This window comes from Desulfovibrio sp. X2 (assembly GCF_000422205.1).
GTDB lineage: Bacteria > Desulfobacterota > Desulfovibrionia > Desulfovibrionales > Desulfovibrionaceae > Alkalidesulfovibrio.
The window spans coordinates 37,767-50,290 of record NZ_ATHV01000007.1; the positions used below are offsets into that span (position 1 = coordinate 37,767).

The following is a 12,524-nucleotide window of genomic DNA, read 5'->3' on the forward strand; positions in this document are numbered from 1 at the left end:
GGTGCCGGAGCGTGTGGGGATGGCTGCGCAGGTGCCTTTGCGGCCGCAGGTGTGCGTCCGGCAGGTTCAGGCCGCGGACGGGCGGCGACAGCGGGCCTGTCGGCGGCGACCGCTGGCGGCTCCTCGGGCACGAAGCCCCAGAGGAAGCGCACGCCGGCCTGCTGCCAGGGCCTGAGCCGCTCGCTCAGCTGGAGAGCAGCGAAACGTGATCCCATATGCGCCACGCGACTTCGGACTTGGGCAGCACGGGCCAGGATTCCTCGCGGCCGGTGCGGTCAAGGAGGACGATGCGGTTGGTGGAGGCCTCGAAGCCGCTCTCCGGCACGCCCACGACGTTGGCCGCGAGCATGTCGCAGTTCTTGTTCTGGAGCTTGCGGCGGGCGTTCTCCACGAGGTTCGAGGTCTCGGCCGCGAAGCCGACGAGCATCTGCCCGGCCTTCTTGTTCTGGCCCATGGTGCGCAGGATGTCCGCGTTCAGCTCGAACTCGATGGCCAGCCTGCCGTCGCCCAACTGGTCCTTCTTGTACTTCTCGCGGCCCACGGGCACAGGGCGGAAGTCCGCCACCGCGGCCGTGAGACAGCCGATGTCCGTGTCCGGCCAGAGCACCATGGCCGCGTCGTACATCTCGCGCGCCGAGCGCACCTGAAGGACGCGCACGCCCTCGGGCATGCGCACCTCGCAGGGACCGACCACGGCCGTGACCTCGGCCCCGCGCAGCCAGGCGGCGGCGGCCAGGGAGGCGCCCATGGCGCCGGAAGAGGGGTTGGACCAGAAGCGCACGCCGTCCCACATCTCGCGCGTGGGGCCGAGCGTGACCAGCACGCGGCGCCCCGCGAGATCCTGGGGCGCCAGGGCGCGCAGGGTGCGCATGCAGATCTCGTAGACGTCCGGCAGCCTGCCCTGCCCTTCCTCTCCGCAGGCCATGGAGCCGAGCCCGGGTTCGAGGCAGATGCAGCCGCGGCGCTTGAGCTTCTCCCAGTTCTCGCGCGTGGCCTCGGCCTCCCAGAGCCTGGGGTTCATGGCCGGGGCCAGGAGCAGCGGGCCGCGGAAGGCCAGCGCCTGGGCCGAGAGCATGTCGTCCGCGATGCCCGAGGCCAGCTTGGCGATGATGTTCGCCGTGGCCGGGGCGACGAGCATGGCGTCGGCGTTCTGGCCGGGCTCGAGATGCCCGAAGATGTCCGGGGATGCCGGGGCCTCGGACGGAAACATGCCGGAGTAGACCGGCGCCGCGCCCAGGGCCTCGAAGAGCAGGGGGCGCACGAATTCCTGCGCGGAACGGGTCAGCGTGGCGCCCACGCTGACCCCGCTCTTGAGCAACATCCGCAACAAATCCGGAGATTTGCACGATGCTATCGAGCCGCAGACGCCGAGATGGACGCGTTTGCCGCCAAAGCAGGTGAATTCGGGCCGCACGCTCATGATTACTGGCTCAGATTCCGGACCTGGGGTGCGGAGTAGATGGTGGACGAACCGCCCGAGGTCTTGGGTTTGGAAGACATGCCCATGCCCCCGGAGTTCATCGAGGAGCCCATGTTGTCGCTGCCGCCGACCTTGATCTTCACGGCCTGGATCTCCACGCGGGTGTTGGCGAAGTTCTCGTCGATGACCCGGATGGTGCAGCGCTCGCGGGGCTTCTCGAAGATCAGCTCGGAGCTCTTGGACTTCATCACGTAGATGTTCTTCCACCCGTCCTTGGCCATGTTCTCGAGGAAGAAGTTGACCAGGCTCAGGTTCTCGACCCGGCCGTTGAAGACCTGGAAGCCGATCTTGAAGTCGGGGGACTCGATGACCGTGGAGTCCTTCACGTCGTAGGTAAGGTCCTTGTAGATGAGGATGTCGTCGAAATCGTAGTAGTAGTTGACGTCTTCCGCCTTGCCGCCCGAGTCGGTGCCGCTGCCCGGACCGGATCCGAGGTCAGCCGACTTCATGGAACAGGCGCTGAGTCCGAGAACCAGCACCGCCAGGGTGAGCCAGATGCGGCATTTGTGCATGCCCGTCTTCCTCCTTGTCTCTGGAATCTGCTTGGGGTAAGCGGATGACGCCGCACGGGACTCCGAGCTTTGTCCGCCGGATAACCTCCTGTGCAGCAGATACCTTAGCTCGGCCCAAAGCGCAACGAAACACGGCCGGGAAAGAGCCCGGGCCGCGGGTTCTCGCGCCTCTTCCCGGCACCCGGCACGCCGTGCGGCAACACCCTGTCATGAACATGTCCGACGCACCCGACGAGCTGCTCGCCAGCTACGACTTCGCGCTCCCCGAGGAGCTCATCGCCCAGCACCCCGCGCCCCGGCGCGACGCCTCGCGCCTGATGGTCGTGGACCGCGCGGGCGAGGGCGAGGAGCTGGCCCGCTTCGCCGACCTCCCCCGCATCCTCTCCGAGCGGCTGCCCGAGGGCGCCCTGCTCGTGGCCAACAACTCGCGCGTGGCCCCTGCCAGACTCTTCGGCGCGCGCGCGAGCGGCGGCCGGGTGGAGATGCTGCTGCTCACGCCCCCTCCCCTGCTCGAACCGGAGCCGGACGCCGTCCCGGGCTTCTCGCGCGCCCGCGCCGAGGTCCTTCTGCGCGCCTCGAAGACGCTGCGCAGGGACGAGGAGCTCGACTTCGGCCCGGACCTCGTGGTGCGGGTCGGGGCGCGCGGCGAGTTCGGCCGCCACGAGGTGGAGCTTTCCTGGCGCGGGGAACTGGCCGCCGTGCTGGCAAAACAGGGCTGCATGCCCCTGCCGCCCTACATCCGGCGCGAGGCCGCCGGCGACGACATGGAGCGCTACCAGACGGTCTACGCGAGCGCGGACAAGGCCGGGTCCGTGGCCGCGCCCACGGCCGGGCTGCACTTCACGCCCGAGGTGCGCGCGGACCTTGCCGCGCGGGGCATCGAGTGGGCCGAGGTCACGCTTTACGTGGGCTACGGCACCTTCAGCCCGGTACGCGCGGCCGACATCCGCGACCACCGCATGCACGCGGAGTGGGTGGAGGTCCCCGAGGCCACGGCCGCGGCGGTGGCCAGGGCTAAGGCCGAGGGCAGGCCCGTGCTCGCCGTGGGCACCACCTCGGTCAGGAGCCTCGAGGGGGCCTTCGCGCAGACCGGGGAGCCGGCTCCGTTCTGCGGCACCACGAGCATCTTCATCCGCCCCGGCTTTCGCTTCCGGGTCGTCGACCACATGCTCACGAACTTCCACCTCCCTTTATCTTCCCTCATAATCATGGTATCGGCATTCGCCGGACGAGTTCGCATCCTATCCGCTTACGACCGCGCGGTCCGTGAGAGATTCCGTTTTTTCTCCTACGGCGATGCCATGCTCATCCTGTAATTCGCCCCACGGGGCCATTCCACCATACCGGGAGCCGGACATGTCCCGAATCGTCATCCGCGAGGAACGCTGCAAAGGCTGCCTCCTCTGCACGACCGCCTGCCCCAAGGGGCTGATCGTGCAGTCGGAGCGCTTCAACGCCATGGGCTACAAGGTCGCCGAAGTGCCCGAGGGCAAGATGTCCGAGTGCACGGGCTGCGCCTCCTGCGCCAAGCTCTGCCCGGACTGCTGCATCACGGTCTACAAGACCGTGAAGGAAGCGGCCAAGAAGGAGAAGAAGTGATGGCCCAGCGCATCTTCATCAAAGGCAACGAGGCCATCGCCCGGGGTGCGCTGGCCGCCGGGTGCACCTGCTACTTCGGCTATCCCATCACCCCCCAGAACGACATCCCCGAATTCATGTCCTCGGCCATCTGCGAGGCAGGCGGACAGTTCGTCCAGGCCGAGAGCGAGATCGCCGCGGCCAACATGCTGCTCGGCGCCGCCTCCGCAGGCGTGCGCGCCATGACCTCGAGCTCGTCCCCCGGCGTTTCGCTCAAGCAGGAGGCCATCTCCTACATGGCGGGCTCCGAGCTGCCCGGCGTGATCGTGAACATGAACCGCGGCGGCCCGGGCCTCGGCGACATCGGCCCCTCGCAGGGCGACTACTTCCAGTCCGTGAAGGGCGGCGGCCACGGCGACTACCGCACACTGGTCCTGGCCCCGGCCACCTGCCAGGAGGCCTACGACCTGACCATCCTGGCCTTCCAGCTGGCCTTCACCTACCGGAACCCCGTGCTCATCCTGGGCGATGCGATCATCGGCCAGACCAAGGAGCCGGTCACCCCCTGGACGCCGGAGAAGCTGAACCCGGACGAGGCCGCCTCCTGGCGCCTGGACGGCGCCAAGGGCCGCCCCTCCCGCCTGCTCAAGTCCCTCTTCCTGGAGGACGGGGCCCTGGCCGGGCAGAACCTTCGCCTCAAGGCCAAGTACGAGAAGATGGCCGCCGAGGTCCGCTTCGAGTCCTTCGAGACCGAGGACGCGGAACTGGTGGTGGTCGCCTACGGCTCCATCGGCCGCATCGCCAAGAGCGCCGTGCGGAAGCTGCGCGCCAAAGGAAAGAAGGTCGGGCTCTTCCGCCCCATCACCCTCTTCCCCTTCCCGAGCGCCGCGCTTGCCGAGCTGGCCAAGGCGGGCAAGCGCTTCCTGACCGTGGAGCACAACCTGGGCCAGATGGTCGAGGACGTCCGCCTCAGCGTGCTGCCGCACGCGGACAGCGGCTTCTTCAGCATCCTGCCCGGCAACCTGCCCACGCCGGACGATTTCGAGCAGCCCATCCTGCAATCCCTGGCCGGAACCTTGTGAGGTGCACGCCATGACTGAAAAGATCGCATTCCAGACGCCCGAGAGCGTTGTCGACCGGGCGACCCACTACTGCCCCGGCTGCCACCACGGCACCATCCACCGCCTGGTGGGCGAGGTCCTGGACGAGATGGGGCTGCGCGAGGAGACCATCCTCGTGGCCTCCATCGGCTGCTCGGTCTTCCTCTACAACTACCTGGACGTGGACGCCGTGGAGGCGCCGCACGGACGCGCCCCGGCCGTGGCCACGGGCGTGAAGCGCGCGCGCGGCGACAAGGTGGTCTTCGCCTACCAGGGCGACGGCGACCTGGCCTCCATCGGCATGGCCGAGATCATGCACGCGGCCAACCGGGGCGAGCGCATCACCATCATCTTCGTGAACAACACGGTCTACGGCATGACCGGCGGCCAGATGGCCCCCACGACCATGGAAGGCCAGAAGACCACCACCTGCCCCTCGGGCCGCTGCCCGGAAAAGCACGGCCTGCCCATCCGCATGGCCGAGATCATCGGCACGCTCGGCGGGGTCGCCTACTGCGCCCGCGTGGCCGTGGACACGGTGAAGAACCTGACCCAGGCCAAGAAGGCCATCCGCCGCGCCTTCGAGGTCCAGACCACGGGCCAGGGCTTCGGCTTCGTGGAGCTGCTCTCCACCTGCCCCACCAACTGGCGCATGACCCCGGTGAAGGCCAACGAGCGCATCGCCAAGGAGATGATCCCCTATTTCCCGCTGGGCGTGTTCAAGGACATCCCGGCAGAGGAGTGCGCGTAATGTACCAGGACGTCATCATCGCGGGCTTCGGCGGCCAGGGCGTGATGCTCATCGGCAACCTGCTGGCTTACGCGGGCATGCACGCGGGGCTGAACGTGACCTACATCCCGGTCTACGGGCCGGAGATGCGCGGCGGCACGGCCAACTGCACCGTGGTCCTCTCGGACGACGACATCGGCTCGCCCATCATCCACGCGCCCCTCGGCCTCATCGCGCTGAACCGTCCCTCGCTGGACAAGTTCCAGCCGCGGCTGCAAAACGGGGGCGTCTTCATCGTCAACTCCTCGCTCATCGACGAGGGGCTGATCGACAAGGAGCGCGTAAAGGCCCTGGCCGTGCCCTGCAACGACATCGCGGACAAGCTCGGCAACTCGCGCCTGGCCAACATGGTGGCGCTGGGCGCCTACGTGCAGGCCAGCGGCGCGGTGAAGCTCGACTCCGTGATCGACAGCCTGCCCGAGGTCATCTCGGCCCACTACAGCCACCTCATCCCCAAGAACAGCGAAGCCCTGCAGGCCGGCGCCGCCTTCGTGGCGGGCTAGCCGAACGCGGCCTTCCCGGCCGCCGCGCTCCGGTTCACCGCTCTGACGGTGGGACCGGAGCGCGGCGCTGCCGACGCCCCCCTCCCCTTTTTCTCCCTTCCACCTCACTCCGTTCCGACCGACTCCGCAGTCTCAATCAACCTTCGCCTCGCGCACACGATATCGCCCTGGCGTTTTCATCGCTTCGGAAGGCTCCCGCTCCGAAATTTTGCCGCCGCGGAAAGGCCCCTCCGCGCGCAGAGGCACACGGCGCACGCCGCGCAGCCGAGGCCGCGCGAGAGGGCCGCAAACGGGTCTCTGTGGCCTCGGCACCGGCCATGAAGGAAAAGACCCGGCCAGCCTCGTGAAAACGCATTCCTGGGCGAATACGGAGGTCGTTTTTTCGGCCGGATTCCTGCCGTTTTCCCGTCGAGCGGGACGTGGTGGCCAGGACGCAGCCCGGGCTCACGAGAGGAGGCCGGAAGAAGCCGAACCCTGATATGTGGAAAGGGATGCCGGATGGGGGCGCAAGACCGCCTCGAGGCGGCCGGGCCGAACTTGCGGGGCGACGGACATCCGGACTACAAGGACGCGATCCGAGAAACCGCCACAACCCACGGACTCCCATGAACGCCACGCGCACGGGCCAGGACTTCCTGGTCGTCGAGAAGATCTGCGGCATCATCGGCCACCCGCTCGGCCACTCCCTGAGCCCCCTGCTGCACAACGCCATGTTCCAGCACCTGGGGCTCCCCTACGCCTACACGGCCTGGCCCACGCCGCCCGACAGGCTCGCCGCCGTGGTGGCCGGGGTGCGCGCCCTGCCCGTGCACGGCCTGAGCGTGACCATCCCCCACAAGGAGGAGGTCATGGCCCTGTGCGACGAGGTCACGGAGCGCGCCCGGGCCATCGGCGCGGTGAACACGCTGTACTGGCGCGACGGTCGTCTCGTGGGCGAGAACACCGACGTGACCGGCTTCTGCGCGCCGCTGCGCGGCCTGCCCGGCGCCGCGGCGGAGCTCTCCCCCGCCCTGGTGCTCGGCGCGGGCGGCGTGGCCCGGGCCGCGGTGGCGGGTCTGCGCGAGCTCGGCGCAGGGAGGATCATCCTGGCCAACCGCTCGCCCGAGCGGGGGCGCGCCCTGGCCCGGGAGATGAGCTGCGAGGTCGTGGCCTGGGAGGAGCGCGGAGACGTGGGGCCGACGCTCGTGGTCAACGCCACGGCGCTCGGCATGTCCGGCGAACGAGTCGACCAGAGCCCCTGGCCCGCCGAGGCCTTCCGGCCGGGCATGATCGCCTACGACCTGGTCTACAACCCGGTGCGCACGCGCTTCGTGCGCGAGGCCGAGGAGGCGGGTTGCCGGGCGGTGGACGGCCTGACCATGTTCCTGGAACAGGCCGCCGAGCAGTTCAGGCTTTGGACCGGCTGCGAGATGGACATGGCGCTCGGCCGCTCGCTGCTCGCCGAGGCCCTGTCCGCACCCCACGGCGCGTCCTGAGCAGGCTTCCGCGCTCACCGGATCGGGCCGCATTTCACCTGTCCTGCCTGGATTTCAGCCAGCGCCCCGGGGCAGTCCGACCTTCAGGCCGGACTGCCGACCTCGAAAATCCGCCCTGCCCTCCCGCCCTGGGTGGAAAATATCCGCTCTCCGGAAAGCCTTCGTCCTGCCCTGTTTCGCCGTTTATTTCGTGCGTGCCAAGCCACTTTTGCCGAAGACGGAACACGCCCGTTTCGGACGTATCTCCATGCCGTTTGCGACGACGAGAAGGGTCATAAAAGAAGCGATTCAAACCCAAAGCATTCCGCGACATGAAGGGCGCCGAACAGCTGCAGAAGCAGCGTCGTCCGGCGTCGCTCAACAAAGCTATTTATTGATGTATTTGTTTACAAAATGTAAACATCAATAAAAACAGTTATTTACAGATTGGATCAGCCAATCCTTCAGATGCACGTATCCTGGGAAGCGGGGAGGTTACTCGAGTCGGATGCGGAGCGACTGGCCGGGCTGGAGCACGTCGTCGTGGTCCAGGTTGTTCCGGCTCAGGATGCTGGTGGGATTGACGTTGTACTTGCGGGCGATGGCCCAGACGGTATCACCCTGCTGCACGTGGTAGGTCGTCTCCCGATACGCGCCCTTGGCCTTGGCGACCTGCTCGCGCGTCTCGGCCTCTCCGACCGAGGGGATGTAGAGCTTCTGCCCGACACGCAGGTGGCGGCCGTTCTTCATGCCGTTGGCGGCCAGCAGCGTGTCCACGCTGACCTCGTACCGGGTGGCGATGTCCCAGATGGTATCGCCGTTCTTGACCTTGTAATTCGCGCGCTTGGCAGCAATGCTGCGCGTTTTTGCGCTCGCGCTCTCGGCCTTGGAAGCGGAGGCATGGCGGCCGCGCGGCTGCGGGTCGTCCGCCGAGGCCACGGCCTCGGCCCTGTTCTGGCCCGGGACCATGACTTCCTGCCCAGGATGCAGCGTGGAGGCCAGCTCGTTGTTCAGCTTGCGCAGCACGCTGATGGGCACCTCGAAACGGTGCGAGATGGCCCACCAGGAGTCGCCCGAGCGCACGTGGTAGCGCACGTAGCCCGCGAAGGGCCTGGCCTCTGGCTTCGCGAGGTAGGCCTTGGCGTAGGCCACCTGCTCGGTCGGAATCCAGATCGAGGCCTCGTGCTCCGGCGGGCTCACGGTGCGCCTGAAGGCGGGGTTCATGTCCGCGAACTTGGACCAGGACATGTTGCAGCTGCGGGCCAGGGCCATCAGGTCGGTGCCGCCCTTGACCTTGAGCTCGGTGACCTCGGCCCCCTGATCCCAGTCGATGGGCTCGAAGCCGAGCTCCTTCAAGTGCCTGACGATCTTGCACAGGGCCAGGAACTTGGGGACGTAGCGGCGGGTCTCGGCCTTCAGGTACTCGCTGGTCTTGCAGATTTCGAAATAGTCGTTGGTGCCGCTCTTCTGGATGACGCGGGAGATCTTGCCCTCGCCCGCGTTGTAGGCGGCCAGCGCCAGATACCAGTCGCCGAACATCTCGTAGAGGTTCGAGAGGTAGGTCACGGCGGCCCCGGTGGCCTTGTACGGATCGCGGCGCTCGTCGATCCACCAGTCGACCTCCAGGCCATACTTGCGCGCGGTGTAGGGCATGAACTGCCACATGCCGCATGCGCCCGCGCTGGAGGTGACGGTCGGGTTGTAGCCGGATTCGGCGAAGGGCAGGACGACGAGGTCCTCGGGCAGCCCCTTGTCGCGCAGCACCTGCCGCACATAGGGCAGATAGGGGCGTGCGTTGTCGAGCCAGTGCTCGAAGGCCCTGCGGCCGCGCTTGGGGTTGCCGTTCTCGTCGACGGCCGTGAAGAACTTGAAGTAGTTGACGAAATCAGCGGTCTCGCGCTGGTCGAGGTCGAACTTGAGGGTGTCGGAATCGTTCTGCAGCACGCTCTGCTGCTGCTGCGTCAGCGCGTCCTGCTCCGCTTCCGCCTCGTCGCCGTCACTGACGTCGGCATCCCCGTTCTGCGTCGCGGCGACCTTCTGCTTGGCGGCCTTCTGGGCGCTCGGCATGGTCGCCGCAGGCTTGTGCATGCCTGCGGAACACGCGGAAAGGATGAGGATGAAAGAAAAAAGAAGCAGGAACTTGAAAGGCTTATGCGCACCCGAGGGTGTTGAGGTCTGGTCTGTATGAAACTGCATGCGGTCGTGTTTCGTGTTTGTCGCGTCCAGCGTTACTGTGATGTGCGGGCAGCAGCGTAGTCCGGAGAGTGGAGGAGGAGAAGATGGCCGCTGCATGACCAGGTTGCAAGGTGCTAGCCTAATTTCGTATTCATGGCAAGCACACGGCCGCAATACGTCGCCCGGCCGCAACCAGAAAGGATGGGACGATGTCCGAGAACAAGAAAACAGACCCGAAGAGCGAAGGGCTCGTAGTCGGTCGACACCCCGTGTCCGAGGCCCTTTCCGCACACCCCGAGCGCGTGGAAGCCGTGCTCGTGCAACGCGGGCTCAAGGGGGAGACGACGGACCGCATCCTGGACGCCTGCCGCGCGGCCCACGTGCGCTTCCGCCTGTGCGAGAAGAGCGAGCTCGACCGGCTCTACTCCGGCCCGCACCAGGGAGTGGCCGCCATGGTCGCGCCCATGGCCTTCAGGGAGCTCGACGATCTGCTGGCGGGGCTCATGGACGCCCCCCTGCCGCTTCTCGTGGTCCTCGACCAGGTCCAGGACCCGCACAACGTCGGCGCCCTGGCGCGCAGCCTGCTGGCCTTCGGCGCGGCCGGGCTCGTGCTTCCCAAGCACGGCGCGGCGAGGCTCGGGGCCGGGGCCTTCAAGGCCTCGGCAGGGGCGCTCTCGCGCCTGCCCGTGGCCCGCGTCACGAACCTCGCCCAGGCCCTGGACCGCCTTGCCGACGAAGGGCTGCCCATCTACTGCGCCGCGGCCGGGCCGGGCTCGGAGAGCCTCTTCGAGGCCCGCCTGCACCTGCCAGCCGCGCTTGTTCTCGGCAACGAGGAGAAAGGGGTGCGCCAGGGGCTTTCCAAGCGCTGCGCCGCGGCCCTGGAGATTCCCATGCCCGGCGGCTTCGACTCGCTGAACGTGGCCCAGGCGGGCACGGTCATCGCCTCGCACTTCGCGCGCGCCGTGTTCGAGGCCGCGCGCCGCAAGGCCGAAAAGGCTCAGCGGATGTAGTTCGGCAGGTTCATGAACAGGTCGCGGGTGTAGCCGGTCATCTTGTCCATGATCCAGGGGAAGGCCAGGAGCAGGGCCAGGAAGATCGAGATGATCTTGGGCACGAAGCTGAGCGTGGTCTCCTGGATCTGGGTCGCGGCCTGCAGGACGCTGACGACCACGCCCACGGCCAGGCCGATGCCCAGCATGGGAAGGGAGATGAGCAGGGTCAGCTCGATGGCCTGCTTGGCGAAGCCGATGACGAATTCGGGGGTCATGTCCGTTTCTCCTCGAAATCTCAATGAAATCCGTTGACGAGCGAGCCGACGATCAGGTTCCAGCCGTCGACCATGACGAAGAGCAGGATCTTGAAGGGCAGCGAGATCATGACCGGCGGCAGCATCATCATGCCCATGGCCAGGAGGATGCTCGAGACGACCATGTCCAGGATCAGGAAGGGGATGTAGATCATGAAGCCGATGGTGAAGCCGGTCTTCAGCTCGGAGATCATGAAGCCCGCGATGAGCATCATGGTCGGGACGTCGTCCTTGGTCTTCGGGCGCTCCATCTTGGCCACGGAGTAGAAGATGGACAGGTCCTTCTCGCGCGTGTGCTTGAACAGGAACTCGCGCAGCGGCACCTGGGCCCGGTCCAGGGCCTCGTTGAAGCCTATCTGCTGGTCCATGTAGGGCTGGATGGCCTCGGTGTTGATCTGCCTGCCCACGGGCAGCATGATCACGAAGGTGATGAACATGGCGAGGCTCGCCAGGATCTGCGTGGGCGGCATCTGCGGCGTGCCCATGGCCTGGCGCAGGAAGTGGAAGACGATGATGATCCGGGTGAAGGAGGTGACCGTCAACAAGATGGCGGGCGCGAGCGAGAGGACCGTCAGCAGGAAGAGGATCTCGAGAAGGACCGAGACCCGCTGCGGCTCGTTCTGGCCCGCCGCCAGATTGAGGGTCAGGGAAGGAATGTTCTGAGCGAAGGCCGGGGCCGCGCAAAGCGCCACCAGCGCGAGGGCCGCCAGGCTAGCTGCGGCCAGTATCCCGGGCGTTCTCCAGGGTTTTCTCGAAAGACTGCGTTCCGTCGCGGTCATGGTCGCGGTCATGGTCGTCGTCCGCCTCGTGCAAGAGATTGATGCTGTGGTCTGTGACCCCAAGCACCAGCCTCTTATTCAAGAAGCGGACCACCACGACGCTGCGGCGCGGGCCGAGCGCCAGATGCCCTTCCATCTTGAGCGGGCCGCGGCCGCCGCCGAGCAGCGCGGTGCGCGGCCCGAAGCGCTTGAGCAGCCAGAAGCCCGCGTAGAGCACGCCGAGCAGGAGCAGCAGCGAGGCCGCCACGGTCATGAAGTCGCCGAAGCCGGGTCCCGGCGCGGCGAGGGCGGGGGCGACTGCCGTGCTATCCAAGCTGCTTCACCCGTTCGATGGGGCTGATGATGTCCGTCAGCCGCACGCCGAATTTCTCGTTGATGACCACGGCCTCGCCGCGGGCCACGAGCTTGCCGTTGACGTAGATCTCGAGCGGCTCGCCCGCGAGCTTGTTGAGCTCCACCACCGAGCCCTGGCCGAGCTGCAAGAGCTCGTTGATCAGCAGCTTGGTGCGGCCGAGCTCGGCCGAGACCTCGAGCGGGATGTCCAGGATGAAGTCCAGGTCGCGCTTGGTGGCGTCCTGGCGCGGCATCTTGGCGTCCTGCGTCAAATCCTTGAACTCGGCCTTGCGGCTCTTGGAGGAGAGGTAGTCCTGCTCCTTCTCCTTGCGCAGGCCCTGCTCTTCCTGGTCGGCGAGGGCCGCGGCCCATTCGTCGGCCATGCCTTCCTCGCCGCCGCCCGGCGCGCCCGCGGCGTCCTCGGACTCCTCGCCGGCCAGGGCGGAAGCCCACTCCTCGGCGAGCTTGTCTTGATCGATGTCGTCGGGAACCATATCCACACCTCTTTTTAAGG

At 67.1% G+C, this 12,524-nt stretch carries 14 protein-coding genes; 7 read left to right on the forward strand and 7 right to left on the reverse strand.

What is annotated here, in order from left to right; genetic code table 11:
* Nucleotides 1-184: 184 nt before the first annotated feature.
* Nucleotides 185-1,420, reverse strand: coding sequence for a bifunctional phosphopantothenoylcysteine decarboxylase/phosphopantothenate--cysteine ligase CoaBC (gene coaBC / locus DSX2_RS03315; protein WP_020879622.1), 1,236 nt, complete (start codon nt 1,418-1,420; stop codon nt 185-187).
* Nucleotides 1,421-1,422: 2 nt separating this feature from the next.
* Complete coding sequence (locus DSX2_RS03320; protein ID WP_020879623.1) at nt 1,423-1,992, reverse strand: hypothetical protein; 570 nt, start codon at nt 1,990-1,992, stop codon at nt 1,423-1,425.
* A gap of 215 nt (nt 1,993-2,207) precedes the next feature.
* On the opposite strand from DSX2_RS03320, the gene queA reads away from it, so the two are divergent.
* The 6 genes from queA to aroE all read left to right on the forward strand — a co-directional run bounded on the left by queA (nt 2,208) and on the right by aroE (nt 7,438).
* Entirely contained in the window at nt 2,208-3,308 is a 1,101-nt protein-coding gene (queA, locus tag DSX2_RS03325; RefSeq protein ID WP_035040487.1) for a tRNA preQ1(34) S-adenosylmethionine ribosyltransferase-isomerase QueA, read from the forward strand.
* A 40-nt stretch (nt 3,309-3,348) separates the two neighbouring features.
* Nucleotides 3,349-3,591: a 4Fe-4S dicluster domain-containing protein gene (locus DSX2_RS03330; protein ID WP_020879625.1), complete on the forward strand. Its 243-nt coding sequence runs from the start codon at nt 3,349-3,351 to the stop codon at nt 3,589-3,591.
* A complete protein-coding gene (locus tag DSX2_RS03335) occupies nt 3,588-4,652 on the forward strand; it encodes a 3-methyl-2-oxobutanoate dehydrogenase subunit VorB (RefSeq protein WP_152512825.1) in 1,065 nt (354 codons plus the stop codon). The genes DSX2_RS03330 and DSX2_RS03335 overlap by 4 nt, the downstream gene beginning before the upstream one ends.
* Before the next feature lie 10 nt (nt 4,653-4,662).
* Nucleotides 4,663-5,421, forward strand: coding sequence for a thiamine pyrophosphate-dependent enzyme (locus DSX2_RS03340; protein ID WP_020879627.1), 759 nt, complete (start codon nt 4,663-4,665; stop codon nt 5,419-5,421).
* Nucleotides 5,421-5,963, forward strand: coding sequence for a 2-oxoacid:acceptor oxidoreductase family protein (locus tag DSX2_RS03345; RefSeq protein WP_020879628.1), 543 nt, complete (start codon nt 5,421-5,423; stop codon nt 5,961-5,963). The genes DSX2_RS03340 and DSX2_RS03345 overlap by 1 nt, the downstream gene beginning before the upstream one ends.
* Before the next feature lie 605 nt (nt 5,964-6,568).
* Complete coding sequence (gene aroE / locus DSX2_RS03350) at nt 6,569-7,438, forward strand: shikimate dehydrogenase (protein ID WP_020879629.1); 870 nt, start codon at nt 6,569-6,571, stop codon at nt 7,436-7,438.
* Between the two features lie 474 nt (nt 7,439-7,912).
* On the opposite strand, the gene DSX2_RS03355 is transcribed toward aroE, so the two are convergent.
* A complete protein-coding gene (locus DSX2_RS03355; protein WP_236615069.1) occupies nt 7,913-9,505 on the reverse strand; it encodes a LysM peptidoglycan-binding domain-containing protein in 1,593 nt (530 codons plus the stop codon).
* A gap of 296 nt (nt 9,506-9,801) precedes the next feature.
* On the opposite strand from DSX2_RS03355, the gene rlmB reads away from it, so the two are divergent.
* On the forward strand, nt 9,802-10,602 hold the full coding sequence (gene rlmB, locus DSX2_RS03360) for a 23S rRNA (guanosine(2251)-2'-O)-methyltransferase RlmB (protein ID WP_020879631.1): 801 nt from the start codon (nt 9,802-9,804) through the stop codon (nt 10,600-10,602).
* Here rlmB and fliQ read toward each other — a convergent pair.
* From fliQ to fliN, 4 genes are read right to left on the reverse strand one after another with little or no spacing between them, the layout of a single operon-like run.
* Nucleotides 10,590-10,859: a flagellar biosynthesis protein FliQ gene (gene fliQ / locus DSX2_RS03365; RefSeq protein ID WP_020879632.1), complete on the reverse strand. Its 270-nt coding sequence runs from the start codon at nt 10,857-10,859 to the stop codon at nt 10,590-10,592. The genes rlmB and fliQ overlap by 13 nt on opposite strands.
* 20 nt (nt 10,860-10,879) lie before the next feature.
* Nucleotides 10,880-11,689 (reverse strand): flagellar type III secretion system pore protein FliP, encoded by an 810-nt coding sequence (gene fliP / locus DSX2_RS03370; protein WP_236615070.1) that lies wholly within the window; start codon nt 11,687-11,689, stop codon nt 10,880-10,882.
* Complete coding sequence (gene fliO / locus DSX2_RS03375) at nt 11,610-11,990, reverse strand: flagellar biosynthetic protein FliO (protein ID WP_052014671.1); 381 nt, start codon at nt 11,988-11,990, stop codon at nt 11,610-11,612. The genes fliP and fliO overlap by 80 nt, the downstream gene beginning before the upstream one ends.
* On the reverse strand, nt 11,983-12,504 hold the full coding sequence (gene fliN / locus DSX2_RS03380; protein ID WP_020879635.1) for a flagellar motor switch protein FliN: 522 nt from the start codon (nt 12,502-12,504) through the stop codon (nt 11,983-11,985). The genes fliO and fliN overlap by 8 nt, the downstream gene beginning before the upstream one ends.
* Nucleotides 12,505-12,524: the final 20 nt, after the last annotated feature.

Bases quoted from the DNA above. Each gene is read 5' to 3' on its own strand.
- aroE (WP_020879629.1), top strand. From the start codon at position 6,569: ATGAACGCCACGCGCACGGGCCAGGACTTCCTGGTCGTCGAGAAGATC.
- fliN (WP_020879635.1), bottom strand. From the start codon at position 12,504: ATGGTTCCCGACGACATCGATCAAGACAAGCTCGCCGAGGAGTGGGCT.
- queA (WP_035040487.1), top strand. From the start codon at position 2,208: ATGTCCGACGCACCCGACGAGCTGCTCGCCAGCTACGACTTCGCGCTC.
- coaBC (WP_020879622.1), bottom strand. From the start codon at position 1,420: ATGAGCGTGCGGCCCGAATTCACCTGCTTTGGCGGCAAACGCGTCCAT.
- DSX2_RS03340 (WP_020879627.1), top strand. From the start codon at position 4,663: ATGACTGAAAAGATCGCATTCCAGACGCCCGAGAGCGTTGTCGACCGG.
- DSX2_RS03355 (WP_236615069.1), bottom strand. From the start codon at position 9,505: ATGCACAAGCCTGCGGCGACCATGCCGAGCGCCCAGAAGGCCGCCAAG.
- fliP (WP_236615070.1), bottom strand. From the start codon at position 11,689: ATGACCGCGACCATGACCGCGACGGAACGCAGTCTTTCGAGAAAACCC.
- fliQ (WP_020879632.1), bottom strand. From the start codon at position 10,859: ATGACCCCCGAATTCGTCATCGGCTTCGCCAAGCAGGCCATCGAGCTG.
- DSX2_RS03345 (WP_020879628.1), top strand. From the start codon at position 5,421: ATGTACCAGGACGTCATCATCGCGGGCTTCGGCGGCCAGGGCGTGATG.
- DSX2_RS03330 (WP_020879625.1), top strand. From the start codon at position 3,349: ATGTCCCGAATCGTCATCCGCGAGGAACGCTGCAAAGGCTGCCTCCTC.
- rlmB (WP_020879631.1), top strand. From the start codon at position 9,802: ATGTCCGAGAACAAGAAAACAGACCCGAAGAGCGAAGGGCTCGTAGTC.
- DSX2_RS03320 (WP_020879623.1), bottom strand. From the start codon at position 1,992: ATGCACAAATGCCGCATCTGGCTCACCCTGGCGGTGCTGGTTCTCGGA.